The organism is Candidatus Limnocylindrus sp., from assembly GCF_040397235.1.
In the GTDB taxonomy this organism is placed as follows: domain Bacteria; phylum Chloroflexota; class Limnocylindria; order Limnocylindrales; family Limnocylindraceae; genus Limnocylindrus.
Genome location: NZ_JBBAWH010000001.1, coordinates 160801 through 178593, shown reverse-complemented (window position 1 = coordinate 178593; position 17793 = coordinate 160801). Strand labels below are relative to the sequence as shown.

At 63.3% G+C, this 17793-nt stretch carries 14 protein-coding genes; 7 read left to right on the top strand and 7 right to left on the bottom strand.

What is annotated here, in order from left to right; all coding sequences use genetic code 11:
• Window positions 1–26 precede the first annotated feature (26 nt).
• Genes AC3LB0_RS00915 through AC3LB0_RS00885 form a run of 7 tightly spaced genes read left to right on the top strand, consistent with a single transcriptional unit; the run spans window position 27 to window position 9149 of the window.
• Entirely contained in the window at window positions 27–1076 is a 1050-nt protein-coding gene (locus AC3LB0_RS00915) for an aspartate-semialdehyde dehydrogenase (protein ID WP_488649296.1), read from the top strand.
• Complete coding sequence (locus AC3LB0_RS00910) at window positions 1054–1737, top strand: uracil-DNA glycosylase (RefSeq protein WP_488649295.1); 684 nt, start codon at window positions 1054–1056, stop codon at window positions 1735–1737. The genes AC3LB0_RS00915 and AC3LB0_RS00910 overlap by 23 nt, the downstream gene beginning before the upstream one ends.
• Window positions 1734–3473 (top strand): ribonuclease J, encoded by a 1740-nt coding sequence (locus AC3LB0_RS00905; protein WP_488649294.1) that lies wholly within the window; start codon window positions 1734–1736, stop codon window positions 3471–3473. Before AC3LB0_RS00910 ends, AC3LB0_RS00905 begins: the two co-directional genes overlap by 4 nt.
• 3 nt (window positions 3474–3476) lie before the next feature.
• Entirely contained in the window at window positions 3477–5777 is a 2301-nt protein-coding gene (locus AC3LB0_RS00900) for a DNA translocase FtsK (protein ID WP_488649293.1), read from the top strand.
• A 3-nt stretch (window positions 5778–5780) separates the two neighbouring features.
• Window positions 5781–7103, top strand: coding sequence for a helix-turn-helix domain-containing protein (locus tag AC3LB0_RS00895; RefSeq protein WP_488649292.1), 1323 nt, complete (start codon window positions 5781–5783; stop codon window positions 7101–7103).
• Between the two features lie 3 nt (window positions 7104–7106).
• On the top strand, window positions 7107–7598 hold the full coding sequence (locus tag AC3LB0_RS00890) for a YajQ family cyclic di-GMP-binding protein (protein ID WP_488649291.1): 492 nt from the start codon (window positions 7107–7109) through the stop codon (window positions 7596–7598).
• A gap of 3 nt (window positions 7599–7601) precedes the next feature.
• Complete coding sequence (locus tag AC3LB0_RS00885; protein ID WP_488649290.1) at window positions 7602–9149, top strand: glutamate ligase domain-containing protein; 1548 nt, start codon at window positions 7602–7604, stop codon at window positions 9147–9149.
• Between the two features lie 29 nt (window positions 9150–9178).
• Here AC3LB0_RS00885 and AC3LB0_RS00880 read toward each other — a convergent pair whose 3' ends face one another.
• From AC3LB0_RS00880 to tgt, 7 genes are all read right to left on the bottom strand, one after another.
• Window positions 9179–10789 carry a Rieske 2Fe-2S domain-containing protein gene (locus AC3LB0_RS00880; protein ID WP_488649289.1) on the bottom strand — a complete coding sequence of 537 codons (1611 nt, stop codon included), beginning with the start codon at window positions 10787–10789 and terminating at the stop codon, window positions 9179–9181.
• 147 nt (window positions 10790–10936) lie between these two features.
• The gene (gene hflX, locus AC3LB0_RS00875; RefSeq protein WP_488649288.1) at window positions 10937–12223 is read right to left on the bottom strand and encodes a GTPase HflX; all 1287 of its coding nucleotides are present in this window, start codon (window positions 12221–12223) and stop codon (window positions 10937–10939) included.
• Window positions 12224–12230: 7 nt separating this feature from the next.
• Window positions 12231–13184 carry a tRNA (adenosine(37)-N6)-dimethylallyltransferase MiaA gene (gene miaA, locus AC3LB0_RS00870; protein WP_488649287.1) on the bottom strand — a complete coding sequence of 318 codons (954 nt, stop codon included), beginning with the start codon at window positions 13182–13184 and terminating at the stop codon, window positions 12231–12233.
• Window position 13185: 1 nt separating this feature from the next.
• A complete protein-coding gene (gene rny, locus AC3LB0_RS00865; protein WP_488649286.1) occupies window positions 13186–14712 on the bottom strand; it encodes a ribonuclease Y in 1527 nt (508 codons plus the stop codon).
• Between the two features lie 135 nt (window positions 14713–14847).
• Entirely contained in the window at window positions 14848–15456 is a 609-nt protein-coding gene (locus tag AC3LB0_RS00860; RefSeq protein WP_488649285.1) for a regulatory protein RecX, read from the bottom strand.
• A gap of 9 nt (window positions 15457–15465) precedes the next feature.
• Complete coding sequence (recA, locus tag AC3LB0_RS00855) at window positions 15466–16548, bottom strand: recombinase RecA (RefSeq protein WP_488649284.1); 1083 nt, start codon at window positions 16546–16548, stop codon at window positions 15466–15468.
• Between the two features lie 3 nt (window positions 16549–16551).
• A complete protein-coding gene (gene tgt, locus AC3LB0_RS00850) occupies window positions 16552–17787 on the bottom strand; it encodes a tRNA guanosine(34) transglycosylase Tgt (protein WP_488649427.1) in 1236 nt (411 codons plus the stop codon).
• Window positions 17788–17793: the final 6 nt, after the last annotated feature.

Sequence of the window (17793 nt, the reverse complement as noted above, 5' to 3'; positions counted from 1 at the left end):
AGGTCCTCAGTCGTATACTGGGCAGCATGAGCAACGCATCGAACCCAGAGGGCTACGTGGTCGCCGTGCTCGGCGCCACAGGTCTCGTTGGGCAGACCATGATCGCCGTACTTGAAGAGCGCAACTTCCCCGTGCGCACGTTCATTCCACTTGCCGCGACGAGCGGTGGCCGAACCGTGCGCTTTCGTGGCGCAGATATTCCAGTGCAGCAGGTTCACCCCGATTCGTTCAGCGGCGTAGATATCGCCATCTTTAGCGCCGGTGGCGCCGCAAGCTTGACCTACGCGCCAGAGGCGGCGGCGCGAGGCTGCGTCGTTGTCGACAATTCCAGCGCCTGGCGGATGGATCCGAGTGTTCCGCTGGTTGTCTCCCAGGTGAACCCTGCGGCACTCAGCACACACAACGGCATCATTGCCAATCCAAACTGTTCGACGATGCAACTTGCACCGCTACTCAAGGCGCTCTCTGATGCGGCCGGACTGCAGCGGGTCGTTGTTGCCACCTACCAGGCGGTCTCAGGAGCGGGCGCAAAGGCCGTAGCGGATCTTGTCCAGCAACGCGCCACCGTGGTGAGCGGCGGCGTACCCGCCTCAACGATCTACCCCCACGCCGTAGTGGCGAGCCCCATCCCAGCCATTGATCTATTCCTCCCGGATGGCTCAACCAAAGAGGAGACGAAGGTCGTGAACGAGAGTAGAAAGATTCTCGACCTGCCGAACCTACGTATCTCTGCAACCGCTGTTCGTGTGCCGGTCGAGCGGAGTCACTCCGAGGCGGTGCATGTTGAGCTAGCACGGGCGCTCAGCCCCGACCAGGCTCGCGCCGCATTTGCTGCGATGCAGGGGGTGACGGTCGTTGATGACCCTGCGAGCAACTCCTACCCACTGGCGGCAGATGCGGCCGGCAGCGACGAGATCTATGTTGGGCGTGTTCGCACCGACGCCAGCGTTGAGCATGGGATCGCCTTCTGGGTGGTGAGCGACAACGTGCGCAAGGGCGCCGCAACGAACGCCGTGCAGATTGCTGAGCTCTTGGTCAGCATGAACCTGGTCCATGGAGCGAACCACGACGCCTGACAGGGTCGCCCTCGAGCTCGCCTCGGTAGCCCGCGACGCCTCCACCTGCACGGCGTGCGGGCTCTCGGCGACGAGAACACAGGCGGTTCCTGGTGAGGGGAGCCCCACGGCAGCGCTGGTCTTTGTTGGGGAGGCTCCTGGGGCACGAGAGGACGTAGCTGGTCGCCCATTTGTGGGTGCCGCTGGCCGCCTCCTGGATGACCTGCTGGCCTCCATCGGCCTCCGGCGCGAGGAGGTGTTCATCCTGAATACGGTGAAGTGTCGACCACCAGAGAACCGCAACCCACAACGATCTGAGATCAACGCATGCGCGCCACTCCTCTCGCGGCAGCTGCAAGCGCTGCAGCCGCGGGTCATCGCCACCCTTGGGAGGCACGCTCTTGCTGTCTTTGCGCCCAGCGCGAAGATTGCAGAGGTGCATGGACGTCCGTACACACAGACAGAGGGTGGCCAGCAGGGAGGTGCCGTGCTCTTCCCCCTGTACCACCCTGCAGCTGCGCTGCACAACGGGAGTTTGCGACCGACACTGGAGCGCGATATGGCGGCCTTGCGGGAGCACCTCAACGCGGATGCTCGCGAAGGGGCGGGGGAGGCTACCCTACGCGAGGTGGATTCGGTGCCGACTCGGCCCCGTCCCAGGACGCAAGGGGAGGCTGAATGACCCAACGCCCGCAACCGGCACGCCGACCAGCTGAGGCGAGGCGTCCCCAGGAGACCCGCCGCCCCCATAAGGCGGCTGCGAGCGGACCAGCACTTCGCCTGATCCCGCTCGGCGGCATGGGGGAGATTGGGAAGAACCTCTACCTCTACGAGTACGAGGACACCATCATCCTCGTCGATTGCGGCCTCGCCTTCCCCGACGAGACCACCCTCGGCGTCGACATCATCATTCCTGACATCAGCTACCTGCGTGCACGCCGCAGTGCCGTGAAGGCGGTCCTCATCACCCACGGACACGAGGATCACGTCGGCGCGCTCCCGCACATCCTCCCTGAACTCCCTGGCGTGCCGGTCTACGCCAGCACCCTTGCACGCGGACTCCTCGCCAACAAGCTGAAGGAGTTCAAGGTCACCACAAACCCGTTGCGCCCGCTCGATCCAGGCGGCCGGCTTGAGGTTGGACCGTTCACGATCGAACCCTTCCGCGTCGGTCACTCCATCCCAGATGCGATGGGCTACGCAATCCATTCACCTGTTGGAACGGTGATCCACACCGGCGACTTCAAATTTGACCAGACTCCAGCCGATGGAAAGACGGCAGACTTTGCGATGCTGGCAAAGTTCGGCGCACAGGGCGTGCTTGCGCTGGTCTCAGATAGCACACGTGCTGAGGCTCCCGGGTACACGCCAAGTGAGCAGGTCGTTGGCCAGGCGTTCAAGGGGATCATTAGCAGCGCACCTGGCCGAGTGATCATTGCGACCTTCGCCTCGAACATTGCACGTATCCAGCAGGTGCTTGACGCAGCGGCCGAGTTCCATCGCAAGGTTGCCGTCGTCGGTCGCTCAATGGAGCAGAACGTCAAGATCGCACGCGACCTTGGCTATCTGAAATTCCCGACCCCACTCCTTGCCAAAGAGGAGATTGCGCGCCGCACGAAGGAGCCGCTCGTGATCGCCACCACCGGCGCGCAGGGCGAGCCGATGGCCGGACTCGCGAAGATGGCGAACGGGGAGCATCGCAACGTGGAGATTCAGAACGGCGATACCGTCATTGTCTCCGCATCACCGATTCCAGGCAACGAAGAGGCGGTCGGTCGAACGATTGACAACCTCTTCAGGTCCGGCGCCAACGTCATCTATCACTCCATCGCACAGGTGCACGTCTCAGGTCACGCCTCGCAAGAGGAGCTGAAGATGATGCTCGCACTCACCAAACCGAAATACTTCGTGCCGATGCACGGTGATATGCGCATGCAGGTGGCCCACGGGCGACTTGCAACACAAATGGGGGTACCACCCTCCGCGGTATTCATCATCGATAACGGCACGCCGGTCGAGTTCTCTGCAGACGGCAGCGCGCGTCGTGGCAAACCGGTTGAACATGGCTCTGTCTTTGTTGATGGTTCTTCGGTGGGCGAGATCAGCGAAATCGTCCTCCGCGATCGACGCACCCTTGCTGACGATGGCATCGTTGTCGTGATCGCAACGATTGATGCGCGTACCGGCAAGCCTGTCGGTCGCCCGGCACTCGTCACCCGCGGATTCCTCAACGGTGATGAAGACAACAAGCTCGTTGAAGAGACGATCACGATCGCCTTGAAGGCAATCCAGCACAAGGGCGACCGTGGGGCAGAGGTGGGACTGATCAAGGCGCAGCTGAGTGAATCGGTATCGCGATTCCTCGGCAAGGAGACTCGACGTCGCCCACTCGTGGTCCCTGTGGTGGTTGAGGTTTAAGCGATGGCAAAACGGGGAGGGGAGAGCACGGGGCGCGAGGCACGCCGCGGCCCGCTGGCATCACGCTCAGCCCTCCGCACGCTGCTCTCGCTCGCCTTTGCGGTCACTGGCGTCATCTTTGCTGTCGGCCTGATACTCCCCGGACGCGGGGCCCTCGCCGACGTGTTGCGCGACGTGCTCGCGCCATGGTTTGGCGCCGGGCGCTGGCTGGTCCCAGTACTCCTCATCGGCTTCGCCGTCTGGATCGAACGCCGTGCCGCTACCGCCTCACGAGTCCCTCTGCGCATCGCCTTGTCGCTGCTTGCGCTTGTCGGCCTTCTTGCCCTCGTTGAGATCGTCTTCCCGACCCATGGCGGCCGCATCGGGAGCATCGCTGGCGGCGGCGCTGCGAGCCTACTCACCGGCATCGGCGCCTTTGCAGCATGGACCGGGATCCTGATCGGCGTTGGGCTGGTCCTCGCTGAATCTACGGTGCGGAAGCTCTTCGCCACCCTCTTTGCGGGGGCGAAGGTGGGGGCGGAGGCGCTCGGCGAAGGGGTCGAAAAGCTTGCCGCGGAACGCGAGCGCATCATGCAGGAGCGTGAGGCTGCACGTGCCGCCGAAGCTGCTCGAGTTCATGCTGAAGTGGCGAGTCAACCGGTGATCGACGTTGCGGCCGCAACGGACACTGCTGCACCCGTCTTGACCACAGAAACCACTGCCGAAGCAGACGACGTAAACGTACGGGCCGGTGCCCCCGTACGAGGACCACGGGGCGGCTCTACAAGCGGAAGTGCAGCGGATGCTGCCAGGACTAGAGCGGATGGGGCAGTCTCGTGGGAACTACCCTCCACGAGCCTTTTGGATGCTCCCGGAAAGTCTGTCAGCCCAAACGCAAGCATCCATCAGACGAACGCCGCGATCATCGTGCAGAAGCTGCGCGATCTTGGCATTGAGATCACCTCCGTCACGGCCAATCCAGGACCGGTCGTTACGCAGTACGAGCTGACACCTGCGCCGAATGTGCGGATTAGCCGCATCGAAGGCCTTGGCGATGACCTGGCAATGGCGTTGAGCGCTCACTCAATCCGCATCGAAGCACCGATCCCTGGCAAGGCCGTGGTTGGTATTGAGATCCCGAATCACGAAGCTGAGGCGATTCGTTTTAAACCACTACTCACGCCGATCGATAAGGCGGGCGCATGGACACCGAGCCAGGCAATCCCGTTTGCGCTCGGTAAGAACGTTGGTGGAGCACCACAGATCCGGGACCTCGCCAGCATGCCGCACCTCTTGATTGCAGGCGCGACGGGCTCAGGGAAGAGCGTCATGGTCAACGCCATCATCGCCTCGTTCCTCTTTGCCCGTACTCCGCAGGAGCTACGCATGATCTTGGTCGACCCGAAGCGCGTTGAACTATCTGGATATAACGGCCTACCGCATCTACTTGTTCCGGTGATCACCGAATCGGATAAGGCTGCCTCTGCCCTGAAGTGGGCGGTTCTCGAAATGGAGAATCGCTACCGCATGTTTGCGAGCGCCGCCGCACGGAACCTTGAGGGTTATAACGCCAGCCGCGAGGATGTCAACGATCGTATGTTCTCCATCGTGATCATCATTGACGAGCTGGCCGACCTGATGATGCAAGATGGTCGAGAGACGGAAGAGGCAATCGTGCGGATCGCGCAGAAAGCCCGTGCCACTGGCATCCATCTAATCCTCGCCACGCAACGCCCGTCGGTCAACGTGGTCACAGGGCTGATCAAGGCTAACATTCCGAGCCGAGTCGCCTTCTCCATGGCGAGCCAGATTGATTCGCGAACGGTGCTTGATGCTCCGGGCGCTGAAGATCTGATCGGCCGCGGCGACATGCTCTTCCAGCCATTCGATGCCCCAAAGCCCACGCGTATGCAGGGAGTCTTCGTCTCAGATCGCGAGATCAACGCCGTGGTTACCCATTGGCGCGATCAAGGGCTGCCAGATTACCAACTGGGTATCGTCGCTTCAGCCGAGCGAAGTGGCGGCGGAGGGACGGATCGTGGACGCGACGACGAGCCGGCAGACAGACTCTTCGATGAGGCGGTGCAGGTTGTTGCCGAACACGATCGTGCCTCTGCTTCACTGCTGCAGCGCCGTCTACGTATTGGCTACGCGCGAGCCGCTCGAATCATCGACCAGCTTGAGGAGAAGGGCTATATCGGATCGTTCGATGGCTCAACCGCCCGGGTGGTGAACCGCGATAAGATCGCCGCGGACGCAAACAATGCCACCGGTCGCGGTGAGGGTGGGGTGAACGCAGCGGGGGAGCTAGGGGAGGAGTCTTAAGCGATGAGCGATCCGATCCACCTCAGCCCCCAAGCACCAGGCCTGAACGAAGAGGGAGCACCACAAGCCCCAAAGATTGGTGATCGGCTGCGCCAGGCTCGCGAACGGCGTGGCGTGAGCATCGCTGAGGCGTCTGCCACGCTAAAGATTCGCGCCCCAATTCTAGATGCATTTGAACGTGAGGACCACAGTCAGCTTCCGCCACGCGTCTACGCACTCGGGCAACTTCGTACCTACGCCGCCTACCTCGGGCTTGACCCGGCCACGGTCGCAGCGGGGTGGCAGGGAGCCCCAACCCCTGAAGGAGCACCCGCCCCGACACCATCGCAAGGAACAACATCGGCAATGGGTCGCCTCGTCGCGCTGCGCCCAGGCGTCATCCGCTCGACGCGAGGGGTGCTGGCGATGGGCGGGCTAGGGCTCGCGGTGCTGGTGATCAGCGGCTTCATGGTGCTCCAGCTCCTGCGATTTATCTTGCCGCCCTCCATCGCCATTACCTATCCGATCGAAGCGCTCAGCAACCTTGAAGCAGGGACGCTCTCGTACGAAATCAGGGGGACTGCCGATGCAAGCGCCAGTATCGTGATTGACACGAGCGCTGGGGCGCAGCTGACAACTGAGGCTGACGAGAGTGGCCTCTGGAGCCTTCTTGTTCCACTCGGCACCGGCCGCACAGAGGTCGTGGCGCACGCGGTTAAGCCGGGCACGGGCGGTGAGTCCAGCACCACAGCGGAGCGAGTGTTCGTGGTCGCCCTTCCCGATAAGGTCGCCCCTGAAGTCACCGTGACGCAGCCCTCGACCAATCTCGCTGTTGAGAACGGTGACGTGCCGATCTCGCTCCTCACGGCCCCGAACTCTGAGGTTGCAATCACGGCAACAGATACCCCAGGGGGGCTTATCGCCGCAACGATTACGAGTGACGCGAGTGGGACGGCCACTGGCGGCATCTCCCTCCCAGCGGGGCGCTGGACCTTGAGCTTCAGCGTCACCGCCGCCGACGGTGCGCTCGGCCAGGCTACCCGCACTGTGGACGTCTCCTTCCGTGGCGTCATGGTGAGCGTCACTGGCGGCGCCTCCTCAACCTGGATCCGCGTATGGACTGATGGCCAACTCGACCCGACGATTGGCGTTTCGGGGAAGACGATCGCCCCTGGTACGCGGTTAATCTTTACGGGGGAGAAGCGCATCGAGATCCGAAGCGGCGATCCCTCTGTTCTACTTATCGCCCTCAACGGGCGTACCATAAGAGGAATTGGGAGCGGCACTGGAGCCGAAACCTATGACTTCCTCAGTACGGGGCAGGTGCAGAAATCATCAAGGAGGTAGTGCATGCCAGCCGACAATTCGTTTGACGTCGTCTCGGAGTATGACGAGCAAGAACTCAAGAACGCCCTCGACCAGACCAGGCGTGAGGTCGCCACGCGATACGATTTTCGCGATGCCACCGCCGAAATCAAGGAGGAGAAGGGGGAGCTGATCATCCGCGTCGACGGCGACCTACGCCTGAAGGCGCTGCGTGACATCCTCGAATCAAAGTCGGTGAAGCGCGGCATTGACCTTCGAACCTACGACTGGGGGAAGGCTGAGGCGGCAGGCGGGGATACGCTTCGCGTGCACGTCAAGCTGCGCAAGGGCCTTGACGATGTCGCTGCGAAGAAGATCGCCAAGTTCATTCGCGAAACGTTCCCAAAGGTAAAGACCCAGATCCAGGGCGAGGCGGTGCGCGTCACCGGAAAGTCACGCGACGAACTACAAGAGGTGATGACGAGCCTCAAGGACCTCGATGTTGAGCGGCCGCTGCAGTTTGAGAACTATCGGTAGCCTGTGACGCGCTCGATTAGCGATATCGCTGCTGGGTTAGAGCCCTCACGTGGAGGGGCGCCACTCCAGTCTGGATCGCGCCTCCATATCATTGGGGTTGGCGGTACCGCCGCACTTGCGGCGGCGCTGCACGCTAAGGCGCTCGGGCTGAGTGTTTCAGGGTACGACCAGGCCCTGGCAGGGGAGTCGGCGACGATCCTCTCGCACGCCAGGATTCCGGTTGGCTCTTCGGCCAGTCCCGAAGTCCTGCAGGCCTGCGCAGCACTGAACGCTGGGAGCGTGGTCGCCATCTCCAAGGCGATTACGAGCACCCAGCCGAATCATCCTGAGGTGCTGCTCGCACGAGCCGCTGGGGCGCATGCGGTCTCCGTGCAGCAGGTAATCGCTGACGCTGCTGCGACACGCGGCGGGCTAATGATCGGCGTTGCCGGAACGCACGGCAAGACGACCTCTACTGGATGGGTTCTCGATGCGCTCGTCCGCTCTGGCATTGACCCATCGGCCTTTGTCGGCGGCCCACTCGGCATAGAGCTGGGCACACCTGCCGGTTCGCCCGTACATATCGGTGCCGACCCTGGCTTCGTCGTTGAGGCTGACGAGTACGGCGGCAACTTCGACACCTACAACGCTGATCGCGCACTGGTTCTCAATGTGGATTGGGATCATCCCGACATCTTTGCCGACCGTCGCGCCGCTGTAGAGACCTTTGCACGCTGGGCGGCCTATCCAGCCGAGAGCGGCGCCGTGTTCATCAACAGTGGGGATCAGGGTGGCGCTGAACTCGTAGCACTACTCGCTGCCGGAGAGCACCGCAACATCTACACCTTCGCAGCCTCAGCGACGCCTGGCGCACCGCAGGCAGACGTGATCGCGACGGTAACGTCACGCGGGGAGGCGGCCTTCTCAATCACTATAAGACACCTCTCGGACCGCGCCGCCCTCGCAGCTCCAGCACTTCGCGATCTTCTCAATCGTGAGTTGCCGATCGGGCTCCTTGGCGCACACAACGCGTCAAATGGCCTTGGCGTTGCCGCGCTTGTAGCCAGTGCGGGTGGCAGCGCCGATGGGATTGCGCGCTCACTCGCCACCTTTGGCGGTGTAGGTCGCCGCATGGAGGTGCGCTATGACCACGGTTCGATTATCGTCCTCGACGACTACGGCCATCATCCAACCGCAATTGACGCCACGCTGGAAACGGTTCGTCAGCGATATCCGGGTCGCACGCTCGTACTCGCCATTGAGCCGCTCACCTACCACCGCACCGCCGCACTCCTTGAGAGCCTCGCGAAGTCGTGCAGTGCTGCAGACCGAGTTGTTGTCGCAGAGATCTTCGCCGTGCGTGACCTTGATACGACCAGCGTTTCGGCCTCCGATCTTGCCGAACGGATCGCGGCCATGGGCACGCCAGCAACAGCACCCGGGACCGTAGTGGAAGCTGCCGCAGCCCTACTCCCCAGCATTACATCCGAGACAGTGGTCTTGGTGATGGGCGGTGGGCGTTCGACTGAGCTTGCTGCGGCACTGGCCCGAGGACTCGCAGCCGCCTCGTAGCGAGTGTGTCGCGAGAGGAGGGGAGGGGGCTAGGCTCCGTCTGGTGAGCCGGCGGCGGCATCGGGTCCTGGCGGCGGTTGCGTCGCAGCCGCGGCGGCGAGCACCTTCGCCTGCTCGCTCTCGGGTCGCGAGAAGAGGGGGTGGCCATCGGAGGTCAAACAGCGCCCCGTTGCCAGATCCCACTGCCACCCATGGATGCTGCAGGTCAGCGTCTCGCCATCCGTGGTTCCGAAGCGGGTGAGGTCGGCCTTCATATGCGGACAGCGGCGCTGGATCTGCCAACCGGTCAGATCAAACGTCCCCTCGGTTGGGCCATTCTCGGCATAGAAGCCTTCGGCGTACTGGATCCTTGCCGTGGAGAGGCACTTGAACCAGGTATAGACGTAGTCGTTATAGGCACCTTTACGCCACGCTGAGAAGCGCAGCGAGAGGAAGAGGCTGTTGACCCAGTCATCCGTGCGTGTGCGCACCAGGTGGTCCAGCAGGTAGCGGGGGATCGTGAACCGGAAGTCCACCTCTCGGCCATCGTCAGCAACGACCGACCGCTCAGGGAAGTCGAGGATGATCGCCTCGTCGTCCGTCTGGATCTTGATCGCAGTGCCGATGCCGTCGCAGACACGCGGGCCGAGCGCCATGAGCGGCTCCAGCCAGGCCTCCAGCTCAGGTACCAGGTCGCTCCGGGGTCCAACCCACGATGCCTTCTCGGCTGCAATGACAGGAGCCATGTCGGCTGCGTATCTGCGCAAATACACCTCTTTATCTGCAAAGACATCTTGCACAGACAGATCGCCCTGCAGGTGCTGCACGTCGAAGACGCCATCAGCGTTGAATTGGCCGACGCTCCCTGGGAGCATAAGAGCAGCCGCTTGGCCCTCAGCCTGCAAGCGCTCAACCATGAAGCGCTGGTCGGGGAAGATCGAATCCTCAGCGTCGTGCACGTCGTTCCAGCGGAAGAGCTCGTCATCGAGGAAGCAGGGAGGTCCCGCAGAGGGGATCACCACACGGGGCGAGATGATCTCCACGTAGCGGGCGGCTCGGGTGAACTGCGCGGCGCGTTTCTTCTTCGCGAGGGCCTCAGCCGCCTTCGCCGGCATGTCGTAGACCATTGGGTACCAGATCGCACCGCTGAACTGCAGCAGGCAGATGTCGATCGCTCCCTGCACGAGGAGGCGATCGGGGTCTGTGGGGCGGCTGTCGTTGAGGTTCAGGAGACGCTCCACGCCGTCGTCGATCAGCAGCGCGGAATCACCAATGGGGCCGTCTGTCGGGGCCGTCAGGGCCTCTACGACGATGCTGAGACCGCCGTGCTGCACAGGGACGCCCGACGCAGTCTCGATGAACTGGTGGAATCCAAGCCCCTGTAGAGCCTCCTTGAGCTCTGGGAGCGGGTAGGCGGGGAGGATGACCACAGCATCCTTGTTGCAGTAGGCCTTCAGCCACTCAGGGTCGAAGTGATCCCGATGCAGGTGGCTGATATAGAGGTAATCGGTGGCCCCGAGGGCGGCGTGGTCGAGCTTGTCGTTTCGGGGGTATGGGAACCAACCGGCGTAATACGCAGGATTGAACCAGGGGTCGCACAGGATCGAGCCGTGCGCGGTGTGGATCTTAACTCCGGCCTGGGCGATGAACTCAATCCGCATGGGTGGAGGATAGCGAGGTTTCGTGCTCGGCGCCCAGCCTGCTTCGTCACATAACTATCATTATCGGAACCAAGATAGGAGAGGCCCAGGCACGGAGCCGCCTCCTGTAACTACCCCGCTGACGTGTGCGCGGGCTCGGGTTCCGGCTTAGAGCAGCTTCGCCGTCGAGTTGCGCTTCAGCCGCTTCAGTTCGCTGGCCAGCTCGGCGGTGGCAAAACCTGTGACATGGAGGGCATCTTCGTCGTAGGCCACCTGGATGCCGCCCCGGGCGCGAATCGCCTCAACCTCCCCCACCGCCGTGTATGGGAGGCGGAGGTCGACAGGGGTCCCTTGGCTCTGTAGCGCCTCTTCGAGGGCGCTGCGGAGCGGACCGAGGCCGAGCCCCGTCGCCGCTGAAACGCCAAGCGCCGCGGGGTCAATGTCACGCGCGTGCATCTGCGCCGCGTCGATCTTGTTAGCGGCAATGATGCGGGGCTTCTCAGCGGCGCCGAGTTCGTCGAGGACGGCCTGCACCGTGGCGCGGTGCTCCAGGGCGTGGTGGTCTGAGGCGTCAACAACCTCAAGGAGCAGGTCGGCGCGGGCGACCTCTTCGAGGGTGGCGCGGAATGCGTCGACCAGCTGGTGCGGCAGTTTATGGATGAACCCCACGGTGTCCGTAACGATGGCATGGAGGCCACCAGGCAAGCGGACCCTACGGCTGGTGGGATCGAGGGTGGCAAAGAGCCGATCTTCCGCGAGCACCACGCTGCTCCCGACCAGGCTGTTGAGGAGCGTCGACTTCCCAGCGTTCGTGTAGCCAACGATGGCAACGGTCGGCTCACCGCGTGTGGTGCGGCTCTTCGCACCCGTCTCGCGGCTGCGGCGCACCTGGTCGACGCGCGCCTTCATCACGGAGATGCGATCGCGAATCAGGCGGCGGTCGGTCTCGAGCTGAGACTCACCGGGGCCGCGGGTGCCGATGCCGCCGCCCGTCCGCGAAAGGTGCGTCCACAGCTTTGTCAGTCGCGGCAGCTGATACTCCAGTTGTGCCAGCTCCACCTGTAGGCGACCCTCGCGCGTTCTGGCGTGCAAGGCAAAGATGTCAAGGATCAGTCGGCTGCGGTCAATGACCTTCACGCCGAGCACCTCCTCGAGGCCACGCTGCTGCGTGGGTGAGAGTTCGTCATCGGCGATCAGCACGGTGAAGCCCGTCTCAACCTTGGCGGCGAGCAACTCGTTCGCCTTGCCAGCGCCGACATAGGTGTCGGGGTCGGGGTGTCGGCGCTGCTGCCATTCGGCGCCAACTACTTCAGCCCCTGCCGTTCGAGCCAGGCTCGCTAACTCCTGAAGGCTATCTTCGGCCGGCCAACCAGCATCGCTACCGGTGTCCACTGCGATGAGAAAGGCACGCTCTGGCGCAGGCGTCAGGTCAATCGGTGCGAGTTTCTTTGTCACTGTCCCTCTAGCGTACCGCGATCCGCAGCGCGTGCGGTAGGAGGCTCTGCGCAATCTCTGCTGCTGGGCGCCCATCCGTTGGGATCGTCTCGATCAGCTCCTCACCGCGGTACCAGGTGCGCTGACGGCGGGCATACGCCCACGTCCGGGTCGCAGCAGTGCCGATGGCGCGCTCGCGATCCATTGTTTGATCGATATACGCCTGCGCCTCGCGATAGCCGATCCCAGAAAGTGCTGGGGTTTCAGCTGGAAGACGTGCTGCTAGCTGTGTAGTCTCTTCCACGAGGCCACCATCAAACTGCGCCCGAACACGTGCTGTGATGGCGGCGCGGTGTCGCTCAAAATCGGTGTCATCAATCTGCACGTACGCCATTGGCGCAGCCCACGGATTCTCCTCTTCGGCGAGCGGATCGCCGCCGAGGCGCACGATCTCCAGCGTTCGAATCAGGCGCCGAGCACTCGCAGTGGCAACGGCGTCTGCCGCCGCTGGATTCCGTTCGCGGAGTTCCTTGTCGAGCGGTTCGCGGCCAACATTCGAGAACTGCAACTCAAGCTGTTCGCGAATCAGGGGGTTGCTTGGCCGAGCGCCACCCGAGAGGAAGCCCTTCAGCAGGCCGCGCTGGTAGAGGCCGGTGCCGCCAACCACGATGGCGATCCCCGCTCCCCCACTCGCCTGGGCGTGGCCAGCGATGGCGGCGCGGGCTGCGTCGAGCCAGTCATACAGGGTGAATGCGTCGCTCGCCTCAGCAATATCGATGCATGCATGCGGGCGAACGGCACGAATTTCGGCGCTGATCTTGTCGGTGCCGATGTCGAAGCCACGGAACACCTGGCGTGAGTCTGCCGACACCAAGATTGAACTCACCCCCGCAGCGTCGAGAGCGTCGACCAGCGCAAGCGCGGCGGCGCTCTTCCCTACCGCAGTAGGACCACCGATCGCGAGGATCGGTAGGGTCGGCATGCTATCGGGCGTAATCAACCGCCCGTGTCTCTCGGATCACCGTGACACGAATCTGACCCGGATAGGCAAGCTGCTCTTCGATGCGCTTGACCACCTCGCGGGCAATCGTGCGCGCCTCTTCGTCGCTGACCTGATCAGGGCGAACCAAGATGCGCACCTCTCGGCCGGCCTGCACCGCGTAGACCTTCTCAACGCCCTCGAACCCGAGTGCGATCTGCTGAAGGTCCTCGAGGCGACGGAGATGAGCCTCGCCTTGGTCGCCACGTGCGCCAGGTCGTGCGGCACTGATTGCATCCGCCACCTGCACAATCGGGGCCTCACGCGCGGTGCACTCCACCTCCTGATGGTGTGCAGCGATCGCATTGACGATCCCCTCTGGCATACCGTGGCGACGCGCCAGGTCGGCGCCGATCGCCGCATGCGTTCCTTCAATCTCATGGTCGAGCGCCTTGCCAATGTCGTGGAGCAGGCCGCCGACCTTTGCGGCGCGAATGTCCATGCCGAGCTCGCCTGCGACGGCCCCTGCGACTTGCGCGGTCTCAATCGAGTGCAGCAAGACGTTCTGACCGAACGAGGTGCGCCACTGCAGCCGACCAAGGATGCGCAGCAGCTCTGTTGGAATGCCAGTGACACCAACCTTGAGTGCGGCAGTCTCACCGTTCTTGAGCGAGTCAGCATCAACTTCACCCTGCGCCTTCGCAACAATCTCTTCGATGCGAATCGGATGAATGCGCCCGTCCTGCATGAGGCGCTCAAGGGCGACACGCGCCACTTGGCGACGAACTGGGTCGAACGATGAGAGCGTGACCTGCAGAGGTGTCTCATCGATGAGTAGCTCAACGCCGGTGGCCGCCTCAAGGGCACGGATGTTGCGCCCCTCACGACCGATCAGTCGGCCCTTCATCTCGTCGCTCGCGAGCTTTACGTGGGTCACGGAGTGCTCAGCACTGTGGTCCGCTGCAACGCGCTGCATCGCCGTCAGGATCATGTCGCGTGCCCGGTCGGCCGCATCCTCTTGGGCGCGTCGCTCCAGGGTTGCCTGCAGTCGCTTCGTCTCGCGCTCAGCCTCTTCGGTGAAGCGCGAGAGGACCTCGGTCCGAGCGGCCTCGGGGTCGAGCCCGGCGACCTCTGCAAGGCGCGTATTGACGTTTGCGCGAGCCACATCAAGGGCAACAGACTCATCAACGAGGGTGCGCTCGCGCTCAGCGATGGCGACCTCTCGACCGGCAAAGAAGCTCTCTCGCTCACCAAGGGTGACTTCGCGAAGGCGAAGGCGCTCACCCTCTGCTGTCGCCGCCTCACGGTCGGCCTGTTGGGCGAGTTCGGCCTCGGCTCGCAGGCGTGAGATCTCTCCCTTTGCGCCAATCACCAGGGAGCTCTGCTGCTGGCGCGCCTCTTCGAGGATGGCGGCGGCTCGTCGGTTTGCGGCACGGATGGCGGCGGCGGCAATCACGCTACGCAGCGCGAGCCCGATCCCTACGCCGAATAGAGCAAACAACACGGGGGCGATCCCGTTTAGATCAGTCATGACGCTCTCCTGCCAGGCTGGCCCCGCGGCCTGGCTCGCGGTAAATAGGTCAAATGCCCAGCCAAAGGCTGGAGAGGAGAGGCTACGCCTACCCGCCAGATCGGTCAAACGCCCGTGGCGCTGAGCGTGGCGAGGCTACTCCTCTTCGGTGCCCCCCTCCGACAGCGCGGTTCGAGTCTCCGACTCCACGCGTTCCCGGGCGAGGCGCCAGGAGAGGGCGCCCGGGAAACCCCGTCGGGCGAGCCCCTGAGCCAGTCGCTGCACCTCGGAGCGGGCATCACCGCCACGCAGGCGCAACTTGGCCAGAGCGGCGCGTGCGGCGCGCTCTTCGGCCCCCTCTGCGTGCTCATCGGTAACCCGCAGCGTGGCGCCCCAGACCTGTTCAGTACTCTGCGCCTCCCCCGCTGCGCGCTGTGCCAGCAGTCGCTGCGCGAGCTCCTCGTCGATGCCACGTCGTTTCAGCTCCTGCAGAAGCGCACGATCGCCACGCTGTCGCGATCGGTCACGCGAATCGAGCAGCGCCTGGCCGAGTCGCTCGTCATCAATCAGGCCGATCTCAACGAGGCGCGCAACTGCGGTGCGCACATGTTCTTCCGGGTACCCGGCGGTGATCAGGCGCTCTTCAAGACTCTTCCGCGAGCGCGGTGCGCCGCTGAGCGAGCGTGCAGCCGCCTCCAATACATCGGAGGCCTCTGCCGCTGCTCGGCGGGTTTTCTGCGCTTCAGGGTCGCGGCGACGCGCCACGACGCACCGTTACTCCGCTTCGGGAGCGACGGCGGCGGGAATCTCAAGCGTCGTGGAGACTGAGCGAAGCTTCGCGTCGATCTCTGCGGCAACTTCAGGGTTCGCCTTGAGGAACTCTTTCGACTGCTCTCGACCCTGGCCGAGGCGCACGTCGCCATAGTTGAACCAGGCGCCGGTCTTGGAGATCACATCGGCTGCAACACCAACGTCGAGCAGGCCGCCCGCCATGCTGATTCCTTCGCCGTACATGATGTCGAACTCCGCAATGCGGAAAGGCGCGGCAACCTTGTTCTTTACGACCTTGACGCGTACGCGCGAGCCGATCGCCTCAGTAGCGTTCTTGATCGTCTCAATTCGTCGAATGTCGAGTCGAACCGACGCGTAGAACTTCAGCGCACGACCGCCCGGGGTCGTCTCTGGGCTGCCGTACATAACGCCGATCTTCTCGCGCAGCTGGTTCGTAAAGAGCAGCACCGTGTTGGAACGGGCTACTGCACCGGTCAGCTTGCGAAGTGCCTGGCTCATGAGGCGTGCCTGAATACCGACAAACGAGTCACCCATCTCCCCCTCGATCTCAGCGCGTGGCACGAGTGCCGCAACTGAGTCGATGACAACGATGTCAACGCCGCCTGAACGGATCAGGGTTTCGGCGATCTCGAGTGCCTGCTCGCCGGTATCTGGCTGGCTGACAAGCAGCTCGTTCACGTTCACACCAGTCTGTGCGGCATACGCTGAATCGAGCGCATGCTCGACGTCAATGAATGCGGCCACGCCACCGCGGCGCTGTGCCTCGGCAATGATGTGCTGGGCGATCGTGGTCTTACCCGACGATTCTGGCCCGAAGATTTCGCTGATGCGACCCTTCGGTAGGCCACCAACACCGAGGGCGATATCGAGTGAGATCGCTCCGGTTGGGATGGAATCAATCGCGAGTCGCTCGCGTGAGCCGAGCTTCATGATCGCACCGCGACCGAACTGCTTCTCAATGGTGAGGATCGCCGCTTCAACTGCGCGACTGCGCTCAGTGGAGGGCTTCCCCTCCTCCTTTGGCTCGACGGCTGCGCTCTTCTTGGATTCGCTCTTCTCTGCCATGGGTTACTCCTTATCTTCCGACGCTACAGCCCTCTTCTGCTGAGCTCCTCGCAGTCTGCCTGCCGCGGCGTACCGCGGCTGCATCGCACCGCGCTCTGGCACGGCGCCCGGCTCGTCGCCGGCTCCAAGTCGGGGGGTCCCTGGCCCCCCAGCCGCAGCCCGAAGGCGCGGCAGTTCAGCGGCGAGTGTACCCGACGCGATGGCTCTCCGAACCTCCCCCATGAAGGCGCTCATATGGCGCAGGTTGTGGATCGTGAGAAGGCGGTATGCCAACAGCTCCTCGGCTCGGAAGAGGTGCGCCAGGTAGGCACGGCTAAAGCGCCTGCAGGTGCTGCAGTCACACTGGGCATCGACGGGCTCCTGCTCATCAAGGTGCCGCGCGTTGCGCAGATTGAGGCGCCCCCCAGTGACCCAGGCCTGCCCATTGCGGGCAACCCGGGCGGGCAAAACGGAGTCGAAGAGGTCAACGCCGCGAAGAACGGCCTCAAGGAGATCTACTGGTGATCCGAGACCCATCAGGTAGCGAACGCGAAGATCCCCCTCAAGCGCGGTAACGGTGGCGTCGATCGCGGTGTTGCGCTGCTCTGGCGTCTCGTCCCCCGCCAGGCCGCCAAGGTTGATCCCATCGAACGGGAGTGAGCGGATGTAGGTGGCAGATTCGGCGCGCAGCTCTGGGTTGATTCCACCCTGCGCAATGCCGAATAGCGCCTGATCCGGGCGGTTGTGCGCTCGCAACGAGCGAACCGCCCAACGATGCGTGCGATCCATCGCTCGTCGAACCTCACGGTCGGTGCTCCCCTCCGGCATCACCGGCTGATCAAATGCAACGGCGATATCGGGGGCAAGCGCCTGCTGCACCTCAATAGATCGCTCAGGCGTAAAGAGGTGCATGGAGCCGTCGAGATGACTGCTAAAGCGCGCACCCTCTTCGTTGATGCGCATCAGTGGACCAAGAGAGACCACCTGAAATCCACCAGAGTCGGTCAGGATCGGTTGATCCCACTGCATGAACTCGTGAAGGCCACCGAAACGCTGCACCCGTTCATGGCCTGGGCGCAGGTAGAGGTGATAGGTGTTGGCGAGGATGATCTGGGCACCGAGCGCCTTCAGCTCTTCTGGATCGAGTGACTTCACCGTGGCGTTCGTGCCGACGGGCATGAAGTCTGGCGTCTGCACGACACCGTGACCTAAACGCAGCTCGCCCGCTCGAGCGCGCGATGACTTGTCGTGCGCGGTAATCGTGAA